Raw genomic sequence first — 20,930 nt, 5'->3', positions numbered from 1 at the left:
TGGCGGACGCTAAGGTTCGCGCGGCGGCATCACCGCCCCCACATGGGCGATGCCCAGTTCCCGGGCCCGGCTCGCCTGCTTCTGCCGCTCGGCGTAGCGGGCCTTGGCCTCGTCGTCGCGGGCCTCGAAGCAGGCGGGACAGGAGACGCCCTCGACATAGTGCGGGGACGCGCGGTCCTCTGGACTAACCGGCATGCGGCAGCCCCGGCACAGGGCGTGGGTTCCGGGCGCTAGGCCATGGCCCACCGCCACCCGCTCGTCGAACACGAAGCATTCACCACGCCACAGGCTCTGTTCGGCCGGCGTGGTCTCCAGATAGTTCAGAATCCCGCCCTTCAGGTGGAAGACCTCTTCCACGCCTTCGCTCTTCAGGAAGGCCGTGGACTTCTCGCAGCGGATGCCGCCGGTGCAGAACATCGCCACCTTGGGCGGCGGGGAGGCGGGGTCCCAGGTCTGGCGGAAGGACCGGAACCAGGCCGGAAACGCGCTGAAGCTGGCCGTCTGGGGATCGATGGCGCCTGCGAACGTGCCGATCGCCGCCTCGTAGGCGTTGCGGGTGTCGATCACCACCACGTCGTCGCGGGCGATCAGGGCGTTCCAGTCGGCGGGCTCGACATAGGTCCCGGCGTTGTTGGCCGGATCCAGGTCGCCGGCGCCCAGGGTGACGATCTCGCGCTTGATCCGCACCTTCATGCGGTGGAACGGCATGGCTTCGGCGTCGGCGAACTTCAGCTCCAGCGTCTCGCAGCCTGGCAAGGTCCGGATGTGGTCCAGCACCTGGTCGATCGCCTCGGGCCTCCCGGCGATTGTGCCGTTGATCCCCTCGCGGGCCAGCAGCAGCGTGCCCTTGACGCCCAGGCCGCAGCACAGCTTCGACAGCGGCCGCATGAGAGTCAGCGGGTCGGCGAAGGTCGTGAACCGATAAAGGGCGGCGACGCGGAAGCTCATGACAGGGCTGATAGGCGCTGGACACCAAATCCTCAAGACGGGCTTCTCAAGCGGCGCTGGAACTATCGCCCCGGCCGGCGGTTACACCGGCATGAGCATCCTGATCGTCATCGTCGTCGCCCTCGTGCTGCTTGGACTGGCGCTCTACGCGGTCCAGCGCAGCCCCATTCCGTCGCCGGTCAACTGGCTGTTGCAGCTGGTGCTGATCGTTATCGCCATCTGGTTCATCGGCACGCGGGCGGGTTTCTTCTGAGCCTGCCACAGATGGAGCTTGCGTGGCGGCCGGGTGGCGTCTAGCCCGCTTCCGTCGCAAGCGTTGCTATGGGGGCGAACATGAAATCCTGTATTTTGTTGGGGCTGGCGATCGCGGCTATCTCGGGCGCCTGCAACGCGGCGGAGACAGCACGTGCGGTGAAGCCGTCCGAATGGCGAGCCCGGCCCTCGGGGGACATGGCTTCCCGGTACTATCCCGATCGCGCTCAGCGGATGGAAGTGGGCGGGCAAGCGGTCGTGGATTGCCGTATCGGCCCCGAAGGCAAGCTGGAGGACTGTAAAGTGCTTTCCGAGAGCCCGGCGGAATACGGGTTCGGCGAGGCGGCGATTCGGCTCACCAAGTTCATGGAATTGGCTCCGCCGAGCGAGAAGGACAAGCGCAAAGGCCGGATGCGCAGGATCATCCCCGTGGGGTTCGCTGTCCCGCGCAGCTAGCGCTTGGGGCTTGTCTTGGGGGGCAGCCGACGCAGCCTTACCCCGCCAGCGCCGCGGCGTCCCGCTGGATGCGCGCCACCATCGCCTTCAGCCCATTCGAGCGCTGCGACGACAGCGCCTCCGACAGGCCCAGCCGCGCCATCGCGGCCGCCGCGTCGAAATCGACGATGTCCTTGGCCGGGCGTCCCGAATAGAGCCGTAGCAGGATGGCGATGAGCCCGCTGACGATGTGGGCGTCGCTGTCGCCCCGGAACGTGATCGTGCCGTCCTCTTGCGGCTCGGTCACGAGCCAGACCTGGCTGGCGCAGCCGCGCACCTTGTTGGCGTCGGAATGCTCGGCCTGGGTCAGCGGGGCCAGGTCCTTGCCCAACTCGATCACGTAGCGATAGCGCTCTTCCCAGTCGCCGAGCAGTTCGAACTCGTCGGCCAGTTCGTCGAGGGCGGCGTCGATGGGGCGTTGCATGGCGCGGGACTTAGTGCGCCCGGGCGAAAAGGGAAAGTCCCTTAGAACCGGGCGCGCGCCGTGGAGGGACGCGCCGCGGCGTCGGGAAGGGTGACGATGGCGGTGAAGCCGTGGCCCAACGTGGACCTCAGCCGCAGGCTGCCGTCCATCGCCCGGGCCAGCAGGTCGACGATCGGCAGGCCCAGGCCCGCGCCCTCGGACGCCCGGGTCAGGGTGGCGCCGCCTTGTTCGAACGGGCGGATCAGGCGAGGCAGGTCGGCCGGGTCGGCGCCCTCGCCATGGTCGCGGATCTCGATCTCGACCTGGCCGCCGCCCACCTGCCGGGCCTCGACCACCACCAGCCCGCCCTGCGGCGAGTGGGTGAGGGCGTTCTGCAGCAGGTTGGTCAGGATGGTGCGCAGGCCTCGGCCGTCGGCCCGCAGGCTGGGCAGGGTCCCGGCCTCGGGGGCGACGATGCTGACCCCGCGGGCGGTGGCCTCGGCGCGCAGCTGCAGGATCACGTCCTCGACCGCGTCGTCCAGGTTCTCCTCGCCCAGGTCCAGGTCGGTGACATGGCCTTCCAGCCGGGCGATCTCGACGATCTGGTTGACCAGGCGCAACAGCTTTAGGCCGCTTTCGTGCACCAGGCTGGCGTATTCCTTGTACTGCGGCGCGCCCAGGGGGCCGTACAGCTCGCAGGACAGGATCTCGGAAAAGCCGATCACCGCGTTCAGGGGCGTACGCAGCTCGTGGCTGACCATGCGCAGGAACGAGCGCTTCTGGTCGTCCAGCGCCTGCTTGCGGCGGGCGCGGGCGGCCGCCCGCCGGAAGGCGGTGGTCTGCGACATCAGGCCGTTGTCGGCGCCGGCGTTTTCGCGCGGCGTCTCGGCATGGCCCGATGCATCGGTGATCGCCGGTGGCGACATCAGGGACTCCCGGACCTTCTGTCCGTTACTTCGATGCGCCAGGATGAACCAAGGCGCTTACGAATCCGTTTCCGTCCACAAGAAGCGCCAGCGTTAACGATCGCCCGCCGATTGTGCGGCCTTGGGAGAGAGGGCTCCCGGCGTTAAGCTTCGACGACGAAGACTCACCGGAAGGGATTCTCGCGGCCTTGGCCAACGACGGCGCCTCGCTCCAGACCGGCTCCAGGCCGGCTCAGGCCCAGCTCTCGGGGACCTCCTCGACGGGCGGCTTCGGCGCGGCTCATCTGTGGCGGCTGGGTTGGCTGACGACTGTGATCTTCGCGACCGGGGCGGCGGCCTTCACGCCCGGCGTCGTCGGCCTGCCGGTCTGGCTGGCCCTGGCGGCCGGCGCGCTCCCGGCCCTGGCCGGCCTGGCGGTGGGCGAGCGACGCGACGAGCGCCTGCAATCCTTGATCCTGGTCCTGTGGGCCACCTGCGGCGCGGGCGCGGCGGTGGTGACCGGCGGCGTCTCGGGCGCAATGAGCGCCTGGATCCTGGCCCCCGTCGCGGCGGCCTCCATCCTGTCCTCTCCGCGGCGCCTGGCCGAGGGCGCCAGCCTGGCGTTGATCGGCGGCGCCGTAGCGGCCCTGACCCAGCTGTCCGGCCTGGCCCCGGCCGCGCCGACCGGGCCGCTGGCCTTCGTCCTGGGCTTCCTGTCGGTGGCGACCGTGGGGGTGGGCCTGGCCTCGGGCCTGATCCTCACCCACCGACGGGCCGGCGAGCAGGGCAACCGCCAGGCCGGTGAGCTGAACATCCTGCAGACCCTGGTCGACGGCGCGCCGCAACTGCTGCTGGTCGTGGCCAGCGACGGTCGGGTCAGGACGGTGCGCGGGGCCGCGCCACGCGGCGTGGCGACCGCCAACCTGGCGGGCGAGGACCTGGCCTGCGCCGCCATGGCCGGCGACCGCCAGAAGCTCAGCGCCGCCCTGGCGACGGCCCTGGACGCCGGCGAGGCCAGCATCGCCTTCGCCCCGCTGCTGGACCCGACCCGCACCGTCCGCCTGGACCTGCGCCAGGTCTCGCCCGACCTGCTGGTGGGCGTGATGCGCGACGCCACGCTGGACAAGGCCCGCGAGACCGCCCTGCGCCAGGCCCGGGCCGAGGCCGAGGGGCTGGCCGCCGGCCGCGCTCGCTTCCTGGCCAATATGAGCCACGAGCTGCGCACGCCGCTGAACGCCATCATGGGTTTCTCCGACATCATGCGCGCCCGGATGTTCGGCCCGCTGACAGACCGCTACGGCGAGTACGCCGAACTCATCCACGAGTCGGGCGGCCACCTGCTGGACCTGATCAACGACGTGCTGGACATGTCCAAGATCGAGGCCGAGCGCTTCGAGCTGCAGCGCGGTGAGTTCGACGCCCGCGAGGCGGTGACGGCGGCCATGCGCCTGCTGCGCGTCCAGGCCGACGCGGCCGGCGTGCAGCTGCGCGGCGTCCTGCCGCCGGACGAGCTGGAGGTCGACGCCGACCGCCGGGCGCTGAAGCAGATCGTGCTGAACCTGCTGTCCAACGCCCTGAAGTTCACGCCGCGCGGCGGCCAGGTGACGGTGACGGCCGATGGCCGGGACGGCCAGCTGGAGCTGGTGGTCACCGACACCGGCGTCGGCATTTCTCCCGAGGACCTGGAACGCCTGGGTCGCCCCTACGAGCAGGCCGGCGGCGTCGACCAGCGGGCCAAGGGCACGGGCCTGGGCCTGTCGCTGGTCCGCGCTTTCGCCCGGCTGCACGGCGGCGAGATGAACATCGAAAGCCGCCTGGGCGCGGGGACCAGCGTCTCGGTGCGCATGCCGGTGCTGCTGACGCCGCCGCGCCCGGCGATGGAGCCGCCGCTGCTGGAGCCTGCGCCCGAGCCGCCCGAAGAGCCGGAGCTGGGCCCCAACGTCGTCAAGTTCGCGCCGCCGCGGTGACAAGATCCTCTCCCTGTGGGGTAAGCTACCGCAGGAACGCCCGCCCCGCCGCGAAGTCGCCGACCTCCACATAGGCTCGCCGCACCACGTCCACGCCGTTGCGGCTGGTGAACACGAACTCGATGGTCGCCGCCTCGCGCGGGTCCAGGCGGCCCATGGCGTCGGCGGCCTCGCGGGGGAAGCGGAAGGACAGGCCCGTCTTGGCGCCGGTCGGCAGCAGGGTGACGGGCGCCATGTCGCGGGTTTCGGCGGCGAACACCCGGCTGGCGTTGCGCGGCGCGGCGTTGGCGGCCAGACCCTTGGCGTTTCGGCCGTTCAGGTATGGGCCTTGGGTGCGCAGGGTGTCGCGCACGACCAGGCGCGCGGCGTAGGGCTGGGCGTCGTCGGCGAAGGTCGCCACCGCCAGCAGGTCGTTGGACCGTCCCGACAGGCCGAACACCAAGCGGTCGCGCCCGAACCCCGCCGGCTGCGACAGCCGCCAGACCGGGATGGTGGCCGAGACCGAGCGGTCGGCCTGCCAGCCGGCCCGGTCGCCCGGATAGTTCATCCGCTGCAGGGTCGAATAGCCGTCGAAGGCCTGGCGCACGCGGCCGGCGGCGGTCTGCAGGTCCTTGGAGCCGCACGTCGCCGCGCTGGCCTTGGCCCGGGCCCGCTGCTCCACAGCCTGGACCTGGACCTCGCTGGCGCCCGAGCGCAGGGTCGCGCCGCGCGCCTGGGCGCGGGCGGCGTCCAGGGCCGAGCCCACGGCGGGCTTGAACAGCCGGCAGCGCGCGTCGGCCGAGATCATCAGCGTGCGTTCGTAGAGCTGGTCGGCGGCGGTGGCGGCATGGGATACGGTCGACGCGCCGAAGCCGGCGGTCATGACAAAAGCCCCTAGCCACCGCGCCGTCAGAACCCATAGAGCCTTTCTCCTTCGAACGACGTTCGAAGGGGGCAAAAAGGCTCTACAGTAAGAATCCGAGCGCGCGCTGGCGCGCTTGGGGGTCTTTCTTGACGTCATGATCTCGTATTCTGCGAGAGCGGTTTCAGCAGGCAGCCTTAGGGCGCCGAGGTTGCGGTTCGGTTAGCGATGCTTCTTTCGACGGATATCTGGGTCGGCGCGCTGATCCGCCGCGCCGAGCTGGGCGGGGCCTTCGCCATGGTGGCCCGCAAGGGCGACCCACGGGCGGGAGCGGTGCTGGTCAAGGCCGTCGACCGCCGCGCCAACACCGCCAGGCTCTACAGCGAGGCCACCCGGGGCGACGGCGAGCGCTTCTGGATGCAACCGGTCCGCTCGGATTTCGAGCCCGACCTGGACGCCTACGCCGAACGCGCCGCGCGGATCGACCCGGACATCTGGGTGGTCGAGATCGAGGACCGGGAAGGGCGGCATTTCCTGACCGAGCCGGTCGAAGGGGATCCGAAGGGCTGAGGGGCGATGCGTCCTTCGAGGCCCGCTGCGCGGGCGCCTCAGGATGAGGAATGCAGTGCAATGAGGTCCTCATCCTAAGGTGCGAGCCGCAGGCGAGCCTCGAAGGACGCACCGCGCTCACTCGCGCCGGAACGTCGCCACCAGCACGTCGCGCAAAGCGGGGGCGCCCGGCTGCAGCGGATGGATCGCGGTCACCCCATGCATCACACGGTGGTCGTCCAGGACGACCGTGTCGCGAGGCTGCTCCAGCGTGAAGGCTCCCAGCCGGACGCCGTCGTTGGCGAAGATGTCGGTGACTCCGCTGGCCACGTTCTGGCGGTCGACCAGCATGACGACCACCCAGTCGACCCCGTCACGGTGCGCGCCCTCGGGCGTGGGCAGGCCCGCCTCGCCGTCGCCGGCCTCGATGCGGAACTGGTGCAGTTCCACGTGCCAGGCCCGGGGCGGATCGGCGGTCAGGGGATGGAACAGGGCCAGGCCGACGCGAAGCAGCTCTTGCGTCACGGCATGCTCGGCCACCGTGTCGAGCACGGGCTCGAACCAGCGTTGCACCCCGCCGTTCAGGCCGTTGTAGTCCCGGCTCTGGTAGTGCGGCTGGTGCGGCTTGCGGACCACTCCGGCGGGCGAGGCCGAAAAGGCCGCGAAGCGCCGACGGCGATAACGGCCGCCGTCGGCCATGAAGCGGTCCAGGCCCAGGTCGTTCCAGCTGTCGGCGAAGGTCTGCCAGCCGTCTACGGCCTCGGGGCCGAGCAGGGTGTCGGTTTCGGCCGGGGCGAGCCGGCGAAAGCCCGTTTCGTCCAGGGCGGCGGCGATCTCGCGCGCCAGGCTGTCCGGCGAGACGGCGTTGCGGGGAATCAAGCGTGGCCTCCAGCAGGACGAGGTCTTCAGATGGGGCGCCGGAGCCCTCGCGCCAAGCCTTGTTCCGTGTCCCGACATTTAACCCGGAATCCCATTTCCCGCCCCGTTAACCCTGCTCCTAAACCGGAGCGAAAGCTCGATGCGGCAGGGTGACGCAACGACTTCCCCAGCCGTCCGATTCCCCGCAGCCGCCGCCAGGCCTCAGCAAGGTTCCGATGCTCTTCCTGCTCAACGACGTCATTCTCAGCCTCGACGCGGCCGAACTGGCCCCGCCGCTCACCCGCGAACGTTTCGCCAAGGTGTCGCTGAGCTATGTCGGCAAGCTGGGCCAGGAGCTCTACGCCGCCGAGCCGCTGCTGCATCACAAGGACCTGGAGAAGGCCCAGCGCCTGGCCGCCCTGATCATCGCCAAGGCGCCGGACGTCAACGCGGCCCTGTTCATCGCGCCGTCGCGCGGCTGCCTGGTCGACCAGGTGCAGGTGCGCTACGCCCAACTGAGCCTGGAGATCATGGGATCGCTGTTCGAGCGCCAGAAGGCCGGCGTCCTGAGCAATGTCGAGGCCGATCGCCAAGTCTGGCGGCGCCTGGCGGCCTGACCGCCGTTCGGCTCGCGCGTCGCAGCCTTCCTTGACGGTTCGGGCTCGGCCCGGAGTTCGGCTAGAGGAACAGGCCGATCAGGCTGAACAGCCAGGTCAGGATCATCGCCACGATCACCAGCCCGGCGAACGCGACGCCGAGGCAGAGGGCGTTTCCTTGGGGGGTGCAGGCGCCGCGCTTGTGACGCGGCTCGTGGACCATAGCCATTTTCGTTTCCTCTTCGCGGCCCTCCCTCTGACGGGGAATGGTCCGTTCAGAGGAAAGCATGACTCCAAAACCCTATTCTGACCAGGGTCATAACGTCGCGCGTTTCGATGTACCGGTATGGTTGCGAGGCTCGATTTTCCCGTCCGGCTCCAAAGAACGACGCCATCCATGACGTCACGGAACCGACGCCTCGTCGCCGTCCAAGCGACAACGCATCAGCCTACCCGTCCGCAGATCATGAACAGGGCAGGCGTTTGAAGAAACTGATGAATTTCGCGCCGTCCGCGATCCTCGGCCTGGCCATCGCCGCCGAGGCGAACATCGCTGGACCCGTGACGAGACCACCCCGGCCCCTGTCGCCGCGCCCGCGACTGACGAGATTGGGGCCCCGTTCGTCACAGGCGCCGCCGGATCGATCGCGCGGCTTTCGAAGCCACGGCGCCTCTCGATATCGTCACCGCGATATGTTGAACAGCCTCGACTCCGACGAGATCATGGACAGGCTGGCGGCCACCCTGCCGCGATCAGCGCCAAGTCACGCCTTGCGCCGCGGGGGTGTCCCCGCTTAGCTTCAACGCAACGTTGAGGGGAGCGGCGTGGGCATGCGAGGCACTACAGGACGGCGTGGGATTTTGCCGGCGCTGACGGCGGTCGCCCTGCTGGCGGCCGGATCGCCAGCCAGGGCCGAATGGCTGCGGGCCGAGAGCGACCACTTCGTGGTCTATGGCCGCAGCGAGAAGTCGGTGCGCGAATACGCCACCATGCTGGAGGACTTCGACTCCCTGCTGCGCCGCCTGCACGGCCGGCCCAAGGACGAGGTCACTCCGCGCAAGCTGCCGGTCTATCTGGTCTCGGACCTCCGGCAACTGAGGCGCGTGATCCCCAAGGCCAAGGAGGGCATGGCCGGGGTCTATCTGTCGTCCGTGCCCGAGGTGTTCGTGGTGGCGATCCGCGACGGGACCGGCGAGTTCGACGAGAACAAGGGCGACGACACGGTGCTGCACGAATACGTGCACCACTTCATGCTGCAGTACTATCCCAGCGCCTATCCGGCCTGGCTGGTCGAGGGCTACGCCGAATATTACATGACCGCCGACCTGGCCAAGACCCGGATGGTGGTGGGCGGCGTGAACCGCGGCCGGGCCTACAGCCTGACCCAGCCAGGCGGCTGGATCCCGATGGAAGACGTGCTGGGCAAGCGTCCGGGCGCCCTCAAGGAGCGGGAGGTCTACGCCTACTACGCCCAGGCCTGGCTGCTGACCCACTACATCCTGTCGGACCCGGCGCGGCACAAGCTGCTGGGGCCCTATCTGAATTCCGTGCGCAGCGGCGATGACCCGGTGAAGGCCTGGAAGGCGATCTATGGCGATGATCCGGAGGGCCTGCGCCGCAAGCTGCAGACCTATATGAACCGGCCGATCCCGGCCGGGGCCTTGCCGCGGACGGGCGCGCTGGATCCGGCGATGACGGTGACCCACCTGCCGCCGAGCGCCGACGACCTGATCCTGGAGGGCCAGCGGCTGAAGTTGGGCGTGCCCAAGGAGGACCAAGCCGAAACCCTGGCCGAAATTCGCGCCGCCGCCGCCAAGCGGCCGAAGGATCGTTTCAGCCAGCTGGTCCTGGCCAAGGCCGAGACGGCGTTCGGCGACCGCAAGGCGGGCGAGGCGATCCTCGATGATCTGCTGGCCGCCGACCCCAAGGACAAGGACGCGCTGGTGGCCCTGGGCGAAAGCCGCCTGGCCGCGGCCCCGGACGATCCGGCCCAGCGCGCCGCCGCCTTCGCCCAGGCCGGAAAGCTGTTCGCCCGGGCCTTCAAGGTTGATCCGGACAATCCAGAGACCCTGCACGGCTATGCCGAAGCCCGCAGCCTGGAGCCGATGACCGAAGCCATGGCCGACATCCGCGTCCGGGCGGTGGTTCTGGCGCCTCAGGTCGGTCACCTGCGCTTGGACGCGGCCAGGGCCCTGATCCAGGTCAAGGACATCGACACGGCCAGCGCCATGCTGACGCCACTGGCCAGCAATCCGCACGGCGGCGGCGAGGTGGAGGCGGCCCAGGCCATGCTCAAGAGCATCGACGCCAAGACCGGCGACAAGGCGTCCGACGGGCCGAAGTCCGCCGACAAGGCGTCGGCAAAGGGTGACAAGGCGGCTTCGGGGAGCTAACCCCCGGGGATGAGCACTTCCCTCGCCCTCGAGGCTGCCCGTCGGCGCACCTTCGCCATCATCAGCCACCCCGACGCCGGCAAGACCACCCTGACCGAGAACCTGCTGCTGGCCGGCGGGGCGATCCGCGCGGCCGGCGCCGTGCGGGCCCGCGGCCAGGCCCGTCGCACCCAGTCCGACTGGATGAAGATCGAGCGCGAGCGCGGCATCTCGGTGTCGGCCAGCGTCATGACCTTCGACCACGACGGCCTGATGTTCAACCTGCTGGACACCCCGGGCCACGAGGACTTCTCGGAAGACACCTATCGCACCCTGACGGCCGCCGACGCGGCGATCATGGTGCTGGACGCCGCCAAGGGCATCGAGCCTCAGACCCTGAAGCTGTTCGAGGTCTGCCGCCTGCGCGACATCCCGATCATCACCTTCATCAACAAGATGGATCGCGAGGCCCAGGACCCGTTCGAGCTGCTGGACGAGGTGTCGTCCAAGCTGGCCCTGGATCCGGCCCCGCTGTACTGGCCGGCCGGCTCGGGCGGGCGGTTCAAGGGCATGCTGGACCTGCGCGGCCAGAAGTTCATCCCCTACGCCAAGAAGAGCTCGACGGACGAGGAGGGCCATCCCGACCCGGTGGCCCTGAAGTCGAACGCGGTGGTGCAGTACCTCGACCCCGAGGAACTGGCCGAGGTGGAGGAGGGCGCCATGCTGGTGTCCGAGGCCGCCAAGCCGTTCGACGTCCAGTCGTTCCTGGAAGGCCACATGACGCCGGTGTTCTTCGGCTCGGCCCTGCGTCACTTCGGCGTCAACGAGCTGCTGGCCGGCATCGGCAGCTATGCTCCGCCGCCGCATCCGGCCAAGGTCAGCAAGGCCGGCGTCGACACCCATGTCGCCCCCGGCGACGGCGAGGTCTCGGGCTTCGTGTTCAAGGTCCAGGCCAACATGGACCCCAACCACCGCGACCGGATCGCCTTCCTGCGCCTGACCAGCGGCCGCTTCACGCGCGGCATGAAGCTGAAGGCCCAGAACACCGGCAAGGCCATGAGCGTCAACGCGCCGATCATGTTCTTCGCCAGCGACCGCGAACTGGCCGAGGACGCCTTCGCCGGCGACGTGATCGGCATCCCCAACCACGGCGTGCTGCGGGTGGGCGACAGCCTGTCGGAGACCGGGACGCTGCGCTTCGCCGGCCTGCCCAACTTCGCCCCGGAAATCCTGCGCCGCGTGCGGGTCAAGGATCCGCTGAAGGCCAAGCACCTGAAGAAGGCGCTGGAGGGCCTGGCCGAGGAGGGCGTGACCCAGCTGTTCCGTCCGATGATCGGCAGCTCGGACTTCATCGTCGGAGCCGTGGGCCAGCTGCAGTTCGAGGTCATGGCCGACCGCCTGGCCAACGAATACGCCCTGGACTGCATCTTCGAGGCCGCGCCCTACGCCGAGGCCCGCTGGGTCAACGGTGAGCGCGCCGACGTCGAGGACTTCACCAACAAGCACCGCTCGGCCATGGCCCACGACATCGACGAACAGCCGGTGTTCCTGGGCAAGTCTTCGTGGGAAATCGGTTACGTCGCCGAGCGCTATCCGAAAGTGCGGTTCGAGCGGACGAAGGAACGGGGTTAGGTCCGGACGGCCGCGCTGTATGGTCGAGCTTATACGCTCAGGTTGTTGATATTGACTCATTCTACTTGACCGCGCACCCGCCTGGGCGGACCCTTGCCCTGAGAGCTTCCTCGCGATTGAAAGGTCGTCCGAGTGGCACGGGATCTGGGCAGGGGCGGCGGCTGGGCTGGTCGCCGTGCGGGGCGTTGGACGCGCGGCTTGGTCGTGGCGGTGCTGCTGTCGAGCGCGACGCCCGCCGCCGCGTTCCAGCAAGCCGCTCGCCCGGTGACAACGACGGCCGTCCCGACCGCTCCCTACGCGGCGTCCACCGCCGCCCCGACCGCGCCTAAGACCTATGCCGAATGCCTGCGGTCCTATGTACGCCGGGCCGATCCGACGGCCTATTGCCGCCGATTGTTCCCGGACGCGGCCCCGTCCACGACGGTCCCGGGGGCCGCTTCGACGCCCGGCGACTCGACCCTATCGTCGTCCCGTGAACCGGTCGATATCACGCCCCAGGTGGAGAGGCTGATCGACGCCTGGCGCAGCCGCCCCAGAACGCCTCCCGCCACGCCCAGGCCGCCGGCCGACCCCCTGGCGGTGATCCCCGACATCCAGGCGGCCTGCGCGGCCTATGCCGCCACGCCCGAGCGCTGGCGGCGCTGCACGGCCGACGGCTGGCGCCAGGCCGGACTGCGCGGCCAGCCACCGCTGGCCCTGCAGACGCCGCCCGCCATCGAACCCTCGCGCGTCGAACCCTCGCCTGTCGAGCCTTCGTCTGGCGAGCCCCAGCCCGCGCGGCCGCCCCTGGTTCGACCGAAGCCGCCGGTCCAGACGCCGCCGACCCTCACGCCGCGGACGGTCCAACCGGAGCCGGTGGCGCCCGCCCCCGTCGTCGAGCCCCCGCCTCCGCCCGTCGTGATCGCCGAGCCGCCCGCCGCGCCGACGCCGCCGGCGGTGACCGCGCCACCTCCGACGCCGCCGCAGGCGCCGCTTCCGGCCAAGGCCCCGACGGCGCCGATCTGGCTGTGGCTGGTCGCCCTGGCCGTGGCGGCGGGCGGCGGGTTCGGCCTCGCCCGCTGGCTGGGCCGCGCGCGACCGACATCGTCGCCCGTCGCGGCCGCGCCGTGCGCGCCGGAAATCGCCCTAGTCCCCGACCCCGGCGTCGTGGTCCTCAAGCCGGACGGCTCGCCCCGCGCCGGCATGGCCGTGTCGCTGCGGTTCGCGTTCGCCAGAGACGCGGGCGAGGTAAGGCTGGACTATCCCACGCTGGAGACCGCGCCATGACCAACGCGGCCCCGCACGCGCCGGCTTCGGGCGCCACGACTTGGCGGGCGCTGTTCGCCGAGGACGGCGGCGATCCGCTGGACGCCTGCAAGAACGCGCCGCCCCTGACCCAGGCGATCACGAACGCCGCCCAGAAGTTCCCCAGCGCCTGCTGGAACGACGTCGAGAGCGGCTGCCGGGACGAGGTCGGCAAGCTGCTGGATCTGTCGGTGGAGCGCGTGCTGTTTGACGGCTGGATGAAGCTTGAGCGGTTCAAGAAGTGCGTCGAGGAGTCCAGGGGTCATCCCGAGGACGCCTTCTTCCAGGATCTCGACGACCATGAGATCGCCTCCACCCACAAGCCGCGGATCGAGTTGCGCTACGGCGCGGTCAAGGTGGCCGACCTGGACTTCGAGATCGAGCTGGCCCTGAAGGTCAAGGGCGTGCGGCTGGAGGTGCGCGGCGGCAAGGTGGTCTGCGCCACGGCCGGGGTGTTCTCGGCCAACGCCAAGCTGTCGCTGCACGACCAGGTGCTGGTCGAGAAGGAGACCCCGGAGTTCGCGGCGCCGGCCAAGATCCGGTTCGCCTGACGACCGGCGTCCGCCGCATCTCTCAAGGTTCGGCTTTTCCAGATTCGCGGGGACGGGCTAGGAGAGGGCTGGACCCTGGAGAATCCCCATGCCCGCCGCCGCCTTGCTCGCCATCGGCCTGGTCGCCCACGACGACAAGAAGGCCGCCCTCGTCGACTGGTCGGTGGCGCACCAGGCGTTCCTGTCGCGGCACAGGCTGTACGCCACGGGCACCACCGGTGGACGGATCCTGCAGGCCCTGCCGGACCTGGACCTCACCCGCCTGAAGAGCGGCCCACTAGGCGGCGACCAGCAGCTGGGCGCGTTGCTGGCCGAGGGGCTGCTGGACATGCTGGTGTTCTTCGTCGACCCGCTGTCGCCCCAGCCGCACGACGTCGACGTCAAGGCGCTGATCCGCATGGCGACGCTGGCCGACATCCCGTTCGCCTGCAACGTGGCGACAGCGGATCTGATCGTGGCGGGACGGTGAGCTTCACGGCGATGTGAGCCGCAGAGGATGTTTTGCAGATTGCGAACAATCTATGGGTGTGTAGCGTGAGCGGTTCGCGGAGGACTGTTTATGAAGACCTTGATGACCAAGCTGCTCGCCGGGGCGCTGGTGACCGCCTCGCTATTCGCCTGGGCCGAGCCGGCCTCGGCGCGGCGCGTCTTCGCCGTTCAGGCGCAATACTATTCCGGTCCAGACTACAATCAGCTGGTCGGCGAGGTCTATCGCGACTGCGACGGCAATGGATCCCAGTGGGGCGTGCGCACGCCCTACGTGATCCGCGAAACCACGGCCTGTCCCTAGAGCGCCCCTAGCCCGGGAACTTGAGCAGGTTGGGTCGTGGGATCGCCGCCTTGAATGTGCCCCGTGTCTTGGCGGTGTCGAGACCAAAGTCCGCCCAAGCCTTCAGGAATCCCGTGGCCGGCGTCATGTCCGCCAGGGGCGACAGGGTCAGCACCGGCCGCGCGGCCAGAAGCTGGCGGGCCGCGGCCCAAGCCTCGGGCTCGGTGGTGGCGTAGGCGCCGTCGCTGGCGACCAGTTCGGCGGCCAGGGCCGGATCGGCGAAGTGCAGGGTCACGGCCGTGTCGACTGGCAGGTCGGCCAGGGCGGTCAGCGCCTCGATCACGCCGGTCAGCACCATCCTGGCTCCGCTGACCCGCCGCTCGCCCCCGGCCGCGCCGGCCAGCGTCCCGTCGGCGTTGCGACGCACATGGGCCCAGCCGCCGTAGCCGGGATCGGGTTTGCAGAGCGAGGCGGTCCAGAGGTCGACAGAGGCGGTCATGACCCCTGTTTAAAGACGGGGCTGAAAGCTGGCCAGAGGGGAGGGCGGCCGTCGTGACGAACGGCGTTTGGCGAGGCATGCTTGGCGCCGAACTCCCTTCTGTCGCCGAGTCGGAGCGCGCCATGCTGGATCTCGTCCTCGCCGTCCTGCACCACTTGCTGATCCTGTCGATGGCCGGCCTGCTGGCCGCCGAACTGGTCCTGGTCCGGCCCGGTGTCGGCGGCCCGAGCCTGAAGACCCTGGCCGTGATCGACGCAGGCTATGGCGCGACGGCGACCCTGATCCTGGTGGTCGGCGCCGGCCGGGTCTTCTTCGGCGCCAAGGGCTCGGCCTTCTATCTGGAGAACCCGGTGTTCTGGGCCAAGATCGCCGCCTTCGCCATGGTGGGCGTGCTCTCCGCCTGGCCGACCCTCGCGTTCTTCAAATGGCGCAAGCAGGCCAAGGCCGATCTGGCCTTTGCGCCGTCCACCGACGAGGTGGCGAGGATTCGCCGGCTGATGGGGCTGGAGCTGGCGGTCTTCGCCCTGATCCCGATCTTCGCCGCCGCCATGGCGCGCGGCTACGGCCTCTAACGCCTCGCGAGCCGGCTATCGGGCGTGGGCTGGAAAGCGCCGCCAGAACAGAAGGTAAACCCGATCTTAAAATCTATGGTTAACGTCATTTTCATTTCGGTGAACAATGTTCTAACATCGATGTCGGTGCGCATGGTCCAGTAAGGATCTATTAAGCAAGAAGCGTGCCAATCCGGCGCAAGACAGGGGTTTGGGCGCTATTGCGGAACGAAGTGTAAACGCGACGCAAATATTTATGGTTAACGCCACCTTAGGCTTCGTTAACAGCTTGTTAAACGTGTTGGCTCCGGCTTTGCTAGTCGTGCGTTGAACCTGCGCCGGACGTCCCGGCCTGGGACGTTCCCGGAGGACGCAGCGATGTTCGATTTCGGTCGTGACCTGAAGAGACTCTTCGGAGTCGACGCCGCCGCCCCCGCGCGAGCCGCGGCGCATCGCGACGGGTTGACCGGCGGCGACACCTCGCTGCTGGAGCTTCTGGACCTGCGCCTGCTGGTCAACGAGGCCCGGTCCGCCGACGTCGCCGCCGGCCGGATCGGGGCCAAGGACCGAGGGCACCGGCTGCTGGAAGCCGCCGTCGTCTGGCGCGAGTTGGCCCGCCGCTCGGGCGACGCCGCCGCCTTGCGCAAGGGCGCGGCCCAGGCCGAGGCCGCCGCCAAGGTCTTCGAAGCCGAACACAAGCTGGAAAGCCTGGCCGCGGCCCGCTGCGAGCAGGCGACCCTGGCCGTGCTGGGCGCCGACCTGTTCGGCGACGAGGGCTTGCACGCCGCCGCCGGCGCCACCCTGACCCTGGCCAAGACCGCGCCTGGCCACCGCTGCGCCATGGTCGAGGCCCTGCTGGCCGGTCTGCAAGGTCGCGTGGCGCTGGGTGAGAACGACCTGGATCGCGCCCTCGCCGCCGCCGAGGCGTTCGAGGCGCCGCTGCGGGGGCTGTCGGCCGCGCGCCGGGTCAAGGGCGGGGCCTCGCGCCTGTTGCTGGCCGACCAGCGCGCCGCCCGCGTCGAGCTGCTGCTGGCCTGCGCCGCCCGCCTGAAGGACCGCGCGCTGACGGAAGTGGCCCTGGCCGAGGCCAAGGAGGCCGAGTCCGGCCTGGACCCCGATTTCGAACCTTTGGCCTGGTCGCGGCTGGAGTCCCTGCGCGGGACCGCCCTGGTCCAGCTGGGCGAACTGGACGGCGAGATCAACTTCATCGCCGACGGGGTCGAGGCCCTGGCCCAGGCGCTGGAACCGGTCACCGCCGACCACAGCCCGATGGACTGGGCTCGGGCCCAGGCCGCCCTGGGCGCCGGCCTGCAGGCCATGGGCGAGGCCACGACGTCGGAGCGCTGCTTCGAGCGGGCGGTCACCTGCTACGACCGCGCCTCGCACATCCTCAAGACCCAGCCGGCCCTGGCTCTGCGCGCCGTGGTCGCCAACAACCGGGCTCTCAGCCTGGCCCGTTGCGCCGAGCTGACCGCCGACCTGGCCGTACTGGACGCCGCCGAGATGGCCTTCAAGGCCGAGCTGGCCGCGACCCCGGGATCTCGCGATCCGGCCGCCTGGGCGGTGACCCAGATGAACCTGGCCCGGCTCTACGAGGCGCGGGTCGAGATCACCGGCCGCGACGACGGCCGCCTGGACCGGGCCGCAACGGCCCTGGCCAGCGCCTTCGACATCTTCGCCGAGCTGGGCCTGCGGTCTCTGACCGACCTGGCGGCCCAGGGGTTGCAGCGGGTCAAGCAGGCGCACGCCGCCTGACCCAGAATGAAACCGGACGGTCCCGAACGGGCCGAAACCAAGAACCAGTAGGGAAGACCCAGTGATCGCTTCGTTGCTCGCCGCCGCCGCTGTCTCGATCGTTCCGACGCCCGTGGCCCAGCCCGTTGTCACCCAGGTCAAGGACGTCCAGCCGCAGATCGCTGAGGCGCTGCTCAGCTGCATGGTCAAGCGCGATGGCGGCTTGACCGCCTGTTCGGTGCAGAGCGAATTCCCGGCGGAGATGGGCGTCGGCAAGGCGGCCCTGACCATGGCCTCGCAATTCCAGGTCGAGCTGATGGGCCCTGACGGCAAGAGCCGGGCCGGCTCGTTCATCGACGTCCCGGTGCGCATCCGCATTCGCTGATCGGCCGCTCGACCCGAGGCGCGACACGCCCTGGAGCAAAGCCGCGCGATATGGGACTCGCGCGGCTTGCTCCAGGCTTCTGTCTTCGCATCGCTTTTTTGCGGAAAACCGGCGTCCACTTTTCCGCGCGATGCTCTAGCTTGGCGGCGTAGCGTTTCGGGGGCGACATGGGCGACAGTTTCAAGGACGTGGACGTCTCCCAGGCGCTCTATCTCGTCCTCTATCTTTTCATCGTAATCATGGGGCTACGCGGCCTGCCGTCGGCGGTCCGTCGCCGCGCCGAACCGCCGCGCTGCAGGGCCTGCGAGGCGCCCGTCGAGGCGGACACCGCGCCGCTCGGGCCGTGGGGCGGCTGGACGTGCCGCGCCTGCGGCGGTCCGGTCGAGCCGGCGCGCGAGCCTGAACCCCGGACCGGCCTGCGGGGCTGGATGGACCAGTATCCGTGGGCGGTGTACGGCGCGATCTGGGGTCTGCTCGTCTGGGGCCTTGTGGCCGGCAGGGACCTGTGGCTGCACGCGCCCACGCCTGACCCGCTGACCCTGCCGCTGACCGTCGTAGGCGGACTCGGCGTCGGTTGGCTGCTGACCTTGATGCATCGGCGGCGCGGCTAGGGCGCGGCCCCCGGGCCTTGCATCACCGCTTTCTCGATTCGCTCGTCCCGACGCTCCGCCTCACTGGGGTTCGGGCGGCGGACGGTCGTCGTCGGGGAAGGGTGGGGGATCATACTCGTCGTCACGACGCTGGGCGTCGGCGCGATCCCGCTCGCGCTCCTCGTCCCAGCGGCGGTCGCGTTCGGTCTCTTCCCAAGCCTCGCGGCGCGCGTGTTCGCGGCTGGCCGCCCGTTCCTCTTCCCGCAGTCGGCGGGCAAGCTCGAAGCCGTTTCCGGTTCGCTCGCGCTCCCACCGGTCGTCGGCCGGCTCGGGGGCCGCAAGGCCGTCATCTTCCACCCGCGTGTTCCGGGCCGGTGGCAAAGGCGACGCCGGAGGAGGCGATGTCGCGGCGAAAAGGGCCTCGCGGCCTTTCGCGGTGGCCTGGGCGGCTTCGGACAGGCCGACGTCCAGCGGACCGGCGTGGGGGACGGCCGCCTTGGGCGGCGCGACCACGCGGATGCGCAGGCCCCCGTCCCCGGCCGCTTCCGCCGGCGGGTCGGGTCGGATCAGGGCGGGCCAGACCGCCATCACCGCGGCGGCCGTCGTCATGACCGCCGCCGCGGCGACGCTGGCGATCAGGACGGTCTTGTTCTTGGGCAATTTCACTAGGGCGCTCCGGAGACGGAAGGCCTCTCGACATGAGGGAACGGCGTGGAGTGACGCCAGTTCCGCGCCGAGCCTAGGCCGCCGCGACGTCGCCCGTCGTGCGGCGCATGCGCCAGAAGCGGATGGTGCGCAGGGCCGCGTCGCGAGGCAGGGCGGCGTAGAGCTCGCCATAGGCCTTGGCCTTGCCCATGGCGTTGTCGCCCGGGTCCAGGATCAGCAGAGCGAAGGTCAGGAACAGGGCCCGGTCGAAGTCCGCCGCCTTGCAGACCACCGACAGGGCGTCCAGCTCACGGCGCTCGATGATCTTGCGGGCCGTATGAAAGTCGACATCGGCCAGTTCGGCCAAGGCGACGAGGAAGATGGTGGTGCGGTTGGCGCGCAGCATGGCGACCAGCGCCTGGGGCGTGACGGCGCCGCGGGCCTTCAGGGCCGTGATCTCCTTGACCGCCGCGTCGTAGTCGGCCGGCAGGGCGCCGTCGCTGGCCGCGACGCGGTTGCGGCCAGCCTTGAGGGCGGCTTCCAGGATGGCCGGATCGACGTTGGCGTTTCGCTCCATGATCCGGTCGCGCAACCGCGCCTCGGCCACGAAGTACATCTCGTTGAGCAGGTCCATCGGCAGGGCCTGACGATCGATCACCGCCTCGTGCAGCTCGGGATTGGCGGCTGCGCGGTCGACCGCCGCCTCGTGGGCCTGGCGTGACAGCACCGCGCCCTCGTTGCGCAGCAGCACGCCCAGGGTGGTGTCGTCGCCGCGCTCGACGATGGCGTCGGACACCTGGCTGGGCACGACGGAACGCTGCGAGATGGCCCGCAGGTGGTCCTGGCCCTGGGTGCGGGCCAGGTGCAGCAGGTCGGCCTCGCTGAGTTGCGGCGCACCCTGCAGGATCGGACGGGCGACGGCGATGCTGTCGCTGGCCAGGGCGCGGGTCAGGGTCGGCGGCGGGGCGGCGCTCGTACCCAGCCGTTCGGCCAGCTCGATCCGCACCGCCTCTTCCATCTCGCCGGCCAATTGGCCCAGCACGTCGTCGAACAGGCCCATCTCCACGTCGCCGTGGCCCTCGGCGGTGAAGAACAGATCGGTGACGCCGCGCAGCAGTTCGCGGCGACGCGAGCTGGACGGCTCATCGGCCAGGGCGATGAGATCGTGGAGGCGCGACTGGATCAAAGGCCTTGGTTCCGGGTCTTGGCGCGGCGGGCGGCGCTGTCGTCGCCGTCACCATCGTTGTCGCCACGCGCTCCGGCCGCCAGCCAGTCGGCCGAGCCGTGCGCCGGCGTGGCGTCCTCGGCTGGCGCGGAGGCGGCTTCGGTGGTGATCAGCACCTGGTGGTCGGGCCCGGCGGGCGGGATCGGGTCGGGGGTCAGGCCGGACTCGCGGGCCACGGAATAGAAGCGGGCCCCGATCACACCCGTGTTGGCGGCGGCGAGCTGGCGGGGCGCCGGCGGCGGGAGGGCAGGAACCGGCGCTGGAGCCGACACTGGCGTGGCGGCAGGCGCTGAGGCGGCGGTCGTCATGCGAACGCTGCGATAGCCGGACCAGTCCTTGGCCGGACCCGGCGTGGCGGCGATCGGCGCCGGGCGGGGCGGGGCGGGTTGCGCGGCGGCGGCGGGTGCGGGATGTCCGTCATAGCCGGCCCGGTCGCGAAGCGGCGCGGGAGGAGCCTGCACGGGCGTTGCGACGGGCGATGGACGGGGCGCGGCGTAGAGGCTGGTCGGCAGCGCCCTGGGGCGTGACGCAACAGGCGGCGCAAAGGCGGGGGGCGCGGGGGCGGGCGTCGTAGACGGCGTGTAGGCGGCCGGCTCGGGTCGTGCGCTGTAGCCCGCCCAAGCGGCCAGCGGGGCGGGTTGGGCTGGGCTCGGCGCGGGCGGCGCGGCGGCGACCGGGTCGCTCGAAGCCTCGCGCTTGTTGGCCCAGCTGAGCATCGGACCGTCGTAACGCGCGGGCGCGGCGACCGAAGCCTGACGAGGCGTCGTCGGACCGTAGCGGCTCTCGCGCGCGCCCTCGGCATGGGCCGGAGCGGCGAGGCAGAACAGCACGGGCAGGAGCAGGGCGAGGCGCATGAACCGGTCCGACAGGTCGCAGGA

At 70.2% G+C, this 20,930-nt stretch carries 25 protein-coding genes; 15 read left to right on the top strand and 10 right to left on the bottom strand.

The annotated features are described in order from the left end of the window. Positions 1 to 9 precede the first annotated feature (9 nt). Positions 10 to 948, bottom strand: a complete 939-nt coding sequence (locus tag ASD47_RS25655; protein WP_056762801.1) for a rhodanese-related sulfurtransferase — start codon at positions 946 to 948, stop codon at positions 10 to 12. Between the two features lie 91 nt (positions 949 to 1,039). On the opposite strand from ASD47_RS25655, the gene ASD47_RS27190 reads away from it, so the two are divergent. Then, positions 1,040 to 1,201 carry a hypothetical protein gene (locus ASD47_RS27190; protein ID WP_018061533.1) on the top strand — a complete coding sequence of 54 codons (162 nt, stop codon included), beginning with the start codon at positions 1,040 to 1,042 and terminating at the stop codon, positions 1,199 to 1,201. Positions 1,202 to 1,281: 80 nt separating this feature from the next. Next, positions 1,282 to 1,656 carry a TonB family protein gene (locus tag ASD47_RS25650; protein WP_162251713.1) on the top strand — a complete coding sequence of 125 codons (375 nt, stop codon included), beginning with the start codon at positions 1,282 to 1,284 and terminating at the stop codon, positions 1,654 to 1,656. Positions 1,657 to 1,693: 37 nt separating this feature from the next. Here ASD47_RS25650 and ASD47_RS25645 read toward each other — a convergent pair whose 3' ends face one another. After that, a complete protein-coding gene (locus tag ASD47_RS25645) occupies positions 1,694 to 2,119 on the bottom strand; it encodes a SufE family protein (protein ID WP_056762795.1) in 426 nt (141 codons plus the stop codon). A gap of 41 nt (positions 2,120 to 2,160) precedes the next feature. After that, positions 2,161 to 3,024 carry a sensor histidine kinase KdpD gene (locus ASD47_RS25640; RefSeq protein ID WP_056762785.1) on the bottom strand — a complete coding sequence of 288 codons (864 nt, stop codon included), beginning with the start codon at positions 3,022 to 3,024 and terminating at the stop codon, positions 2,161 to 2,163. Positions 3,025 to 3,212: 188 nt separating this feature from the next. On the opposite strand from ASD47_RS25640, the gene ASD47_RS25635 reads away from it, so the two are divergent. After that, positions 3,213 to 4,970, top strand: a complete 1,758-nt coding sequence (locus ASD47_RS25635; RefSeq protein WP_056762784.1) for a sensor histidine kinase KdpD — start codon at positions 3,213 to 3,215, stop codon at positions 4,968 to 4,970. 25 nt (positions 4,971 to 4,995) lie between these two features. On the opposite strand, the gene ASD47_RS25630 is transcribed toward ASD47_RS25635, so the two are convergent. After that, entirely contained in the window at positions 4,996 to 5,832 is an 837-nt protein-coding gene (locus tag ASD47_RS25630) for a hypothetical protein (protein WP_056762783.1), read from the bottom strand. A 207-nt stretch (positions 5,833 to 6,039) separates the two neighbouring features. Between ASD47_RS25630 and ASD47_RS25625 the strand changes: the two genes are divergently transcribed. Continuing rightward, positions 6,040 to 6,381 carry a DUF1491 family protein gene (locus ASD47_RS25625; RefSeq protein ID WP_056762782.1) on the top strand — a complete coding sequence of 114 codons (342 nt, stop codon included), beginning with the start codon at positions 6,040 to 6,042 and terminating at the stop codon, positions 6,379 to 6,381. 117 nt (positions 6,382 to 6,498) lie between these two features. Here the strand turns inward: ASD47_RS25625 and ASD47_RS25620 are convergent, their stop codons facing one another. Beyond that, positions 6,499 to 7,239 carry a 2OG-Fe dioxygenase family protein gene (locus ASD47_RS25620; RefSeq protein WP_369800358.1) on the bottom strand — a complete coding sequence of 247 codons (741 nt, stop codon included), beginning with the start codon at positions 7,237 to 7,239 and terminating at the stop codon, positions 6,499 to 6,501. A 215-nt stretch (positions 7,240 to 7,454) separates the two neighbouring features. On the opposite strand from ASD47_RS25620, the gene ASD47_RS25615 reads away from it, so the two are divergent. Continuing rightward, positions 7,455 to 7,835 carry a hypothetical protein gene (locus ASD47_RS25615; protein ID WP_056762778.1) on the top strand — a complete coding sequence of 127 codons (381 nt, stop codon included), beginning with the start codon at positions 7,455 to 7,457 and terminating at the stop codon, positions 7,833 to 7,835. A 61-nt stretch (positions 7,836 to 7,896) separates the two neighbouring features. On the opposite strand, the gene ASD47_RS27185 is transcribed toward ASD47_RS25615, so the two are convergent. Continuing rightward, positions 7,897 to 8,043: a hypothetical protein gene (locus tag ASD47_RS27185; protein ID WP_164468879.1), complete on the bottom strand. Its 147-nt coding sequence runs from the start codon at positions 8,041 to 8,043 to the stop codon at positions 7,897 to 7,899. A gap of 602 nt (positions 8,044 to 8,645) precedes the next feature. On the opposite strand from ASD47_RS27185, the gene ASD47_RS25610 reads away from it, so the two are divergent. From ASD47_RS25610 to ASD47_RS25585, 6 genes are all read left to right on the top strand, one after another. Next, the gene (locus ASD47_RS25610; RefSeq protein ID WP_156402442.1) at positions 8,646 to 10,208 is read left to right on the top strand and encodes a hypothetical protein; all 1,563 of its coding nucleotides are present in this window, start codon (positions 8,646 to 8,648) and stop codon (positions 10,206 to 10,208) included. A gap of 9 nt (positions 10,209 to 10,217) precedes the next feature. After that, entirely contained in the window at positions 10,218 to 11,819 is a 1,602-nt protein-coding gene (locus ASD47_RS25605) for a peptide chain release factor 3 (protein ID WP_056762771.1), read from the top strand. A 198-nt stretch (positions 11,820 to 12,017) separates the two neighbouring features. Beyond that, on the top strand, positions 12,018 to 13,085 hold the full coding sequence (locus ASD47_RS25600) for a hypothetical protein (protein WP_056762768.1): 1,068 nt from the start codon (positions 12,018 to 12,020) through the stop codon (positions 13,083 to 13,085). After that, entirely contained in the window at positions 13,082 to 13,654 is a 573-nt protein-coding gene (locus ASD47_RS25595) for a hypothetical protein (protein ID WP_056762765.1), read from the top strand. Before ASD47_RS25600 ends, ASD47_RS25595 begins: the two co-directional genes overlap by 4 nt. 88 nt (positions 13,655 to 13,742) lie before the next feature. Then, positions 13,743 to 14,123, top strand: a complete 381-nt coding sequence (locus ASD47_RS25590) for a methylglyoxal synthase (protein WP_156402441.1) — start codon at positions 13,743 to 13,745, stop codon at positions 14,121 to 14,123. Between the two features lie 102 nt (positions 14,124 to 14,225). Then, positions 14,226 to 14,444 (top strand): DUF6289 family protein, encoded by a 219-nt coding sequence (locus tag ASD47_RS25585; protein WP_156402440.1) that lies wholly within the window; start codon positions 14,226 to 14,228, stop codon positions 14,442 to 14,444. Positions 14,445 to 14,451: 7 nt separating this feature from the next. Here the strand turns inward: ASD47_RS25585 and ASD47_RS25580 are convergent, their stop codons facing one another. Further along, positions 14,452 to 14,922, bottom strand: coding sequence for a hypothetical protein (locus ASD47_RS25580; protein ID WP_056762759.1), 471 nt, complete (start codon positions 14,920 to 14,922; stop codon positions 14,452 to 14,454). Positions 14,923 to 15,044: 122 nt separating this feature from the next. Here ASD47_RS25580 and ASD47_RS25575 point away from each other — a divergent pair, with 122 nt between their 5' ends. The 4 genes from ASD47_RS25575 (at position 15,045) to ASD47_RS25560 (ending at position 18,203) form a co-directional block, all read left to right on the top strand. Further along, entirely contained in the window at positions 15,045 to 15,494 is a 450-nt protein-coding gene (locus ASD47_RS25575) for a DUF2214 family protein (protein ID WP_056762972.1), read from the top strand. 357 nt (positions 15,495 to 15,851) lie between these two features. Next, positions 15,852 to 17,228 (top strand): hypothetical protein, encoded by a 1,377-nt coding sequence (locus ASD47_RS25570; RefSeq protein ID WP_056762756.1) that lies wholly within the window; start codon positions 15,852 to 15,854, stop codon positions 17,226 to 17,228. Positions 17,229 to 17,289: 61 nt separating this feature from the next. After that, the gene (locus tag ASD47_RS25565; RefSeq protein ID WP_056762753.1) at positions 17,290 to 17,592 is read left to right on the top strand and encodes a hypothetical protein; all 303 of its coding nucleotides are present in this window, start codon (positions 17,290 to 17,292) and stop codon (positions 17,590 to 17,592) included. A 167-nt stretch (positions 17,593 to 17,759) separates the two neighbouring features. Further along, the gene (locus ASD47_RS25560) at positions 17,760 to 18,203 is read left to right on the top strand and encodes a hypothetical protein (RefSeq protein ID WP_056762751.1); all 444 of its coding nucleotides are present in this window, start codon (positions 17,760 to 17,762) and stop codon (positions 18,201 to 18,203) included. Between the two features lie 60 nt (positions 18,204 to 18,263). Here the strand turns inward: ASD47_RS25560 and ASD47_RS25555 are convergent, their stop codons facing one another. From ASD47_RS25555 to ASD47_RS25545, 3 genes are all read right to left on the bottom strand, one after another. Further along, the gene (locus tag ASD47_RS25555) at positions 18,264 to 18,848 is read right to left on the bottom strand and encodes a hypothetical protein (RefSeq protein ID WP_156402439.1); all 585 of its coding nucleotides are present in this window, start codon (positions 18,846 to 18,848) and stop codon (positions 18,264 to 18,266) included. Between the two features lie 73 nt (positions 18,849 to 18,921). Further along, positions 18,922 to 20,013, bottom strand: coding sequence for a DUF2336 domain-containing protein (locus ASD47_RS25550; RefSeq protein WP_056762749.1), 1,092 nt, complete (start codon positions 20,011 to 20,013; stop codon positions 18,922 to 18,924). Continuing rightward, on the bottom strand, positions 20,010 to 20,906 hold the full coding sequence (locus ASD47_RS25545; RefSeq protein ID WP_056762969.1) for a hypothetical protein: 897 nt from the start codon (positions 20,904 to 20,906) through the stop codon (positions 20,010 to 20,012). Before ASD47_RS25545 ends, ASD47_RS25550 begins: the two co-directional genes overlap by 4 nt. Positions 20,907 to 20,930: the final 24 nt, after the last annotated feature.

The sequence above is a fragment of the Caulobacter sp. Root1472 genome (genome assembly GCF_001426985.1).
GTDB lineage: Bacteria > Pseudomonadota > Alphaproteobacteria > Caulobacterales > Caulobacteraceae > Caulobacter > Caulobacter rhizosphaerae.
Note: the sequence above shows the minus strand (reverse complement) of the source record. Positions and strands in the feature narration are given on the sequence as shown.

Bases quoted from the DNA above. Each gene is read 5' to 3' on its own strand.
- ASD47_RS25655 (WP_056762801.1), bottom strand. From the start codon at position 948: ATGAGCTTCCGCGTCGCCGCCCTTTATCGGTTCACGACCTTCGCCGAC.
- ASD47_RS27190 (WP_018061533.1), top strand. From the start codon at position 1,040: ATGAGCATCCTGATCGTCATCGTCGTCGCCCTCGTGCTGCTTGGACTG.
- ASD47_RS25650 (WP_162251713.1), top strand. From the start codon at position 1,282: ATGAAATCCTGTATTTTGTTGGGGCTGGCGATCGCGGCTATCTCGGGC.
- ASD47_RS25645 (WP_056762795.1), bottom strand. From the start codon at position 2,119: ATGCAACGCCCCATCGACGCCGCCCTCGACGAACTGGCCGACGAGTTC.
- ASD47_RS25640 (WP_056762785.1), bottom strand. From the start codon at position 3,024: ATGTCGCCACCGGCGATCACCGATGCATCGGGCCATGCCGAGACGCCG.
- ASD47_RS25630 (WP_056762783.1), bottom strand. From the start codon at position 5,832: ATGACCGCCGGCTTCGGCGCGTCGACCGTATCCCATGCCGCCACCGCC.
- ASD47_RS25625 (WP_056762782.1), top strand. From the start codon at position 6,040: ATGCTTCTTTCGACGGATATCTGGGTCGGCGCGCTGATCCGCCGCGCC.
- ASD47_RS25615 (WP_056762778.1), top strand. From the start codon at position 7,455: ATGCTCTTCCTGCTCAACGACGTCATTCTCAGCCTCGACGCGGCCGAA.
- ASD47_RS27185 (WP_164468879.1), bottom strand. From the start codon at position 8,043: ATGGCTATGGTCCACGAGCCGCGTCACAAGCGCGGCGCCTGCACCCCC.
- ASD47_RS25610 (WP_156402442.1), top strand. From the start codon at position 8,646: ATGCGAGGCACTACAGGACGGCGTGGGATTTTGCCGGCGCTGACGGCG.
- ASD47_RS25605 (WP_056762771.1), top strand. From the start codon at position 10,218: ATGAGCACTTCCCTCGCCCTCGAGGCTGCCCGTCGGCGCACCTTCGCC.
- ASD47_RS25595 (WP_056762765.1), top strand. From the start codon at position 13,082: ATGACCAACGCGGCCCCGCACGCGCCGGCTTCGGGCGCCACGACTTGG.
- ASD47_RS25590 (WP_156402441.1), top strand. From the start codon at position 13,743: ATGCCCGCCGCCGCCTTGCTCGCCATCGGCCTGGTCGCCCACGACGAC.
- ASD47_RS25585 (WP_156402440.1), top strand. From the start codon at position 14,226: ATGACCAAGCTGCTCGCCGGGGCGCTGGTGACCGCCTCGCTATTCGCC.
- ASD47_RS25580 (WP_056762759.1), bottom strand. From the start codon at position 14,922: ATGACCGCCTCTGTCGACCTCTGGACCGCCTCGCTCTGCAAACCCGAT.
- ASD47_RS25575 (WP_056762972.1), top strand. From the start codon at position 15,045: ATGCTGGATCTCGTCCTCGCCGTCCTGCACCACTTGCTGATCCTGTCG.
- ASD47_RS25570 (WP_056762756.1), top strand. From the start codon at position 15,852: ATGTTCGATTTCGGTCGTGACCTGAAGAGACTCTTCGGAGTCGACGCC.
- ASD47_RS25560 (WP_056762751.1), top strand. From the start codon at position 17,760: ATGGGCGACAGTTTCAAGGACGTGGACGTCTCCCAGGCGCTCTATCTC.
- ASD47_RS25545 (WP_056762969.1), bottom strand. From the start codon at position 20,906: ATGCGCCTCGCCCTGCTCCTGCCCGTGCTGTTCTGCCTCGCCGCTCCG.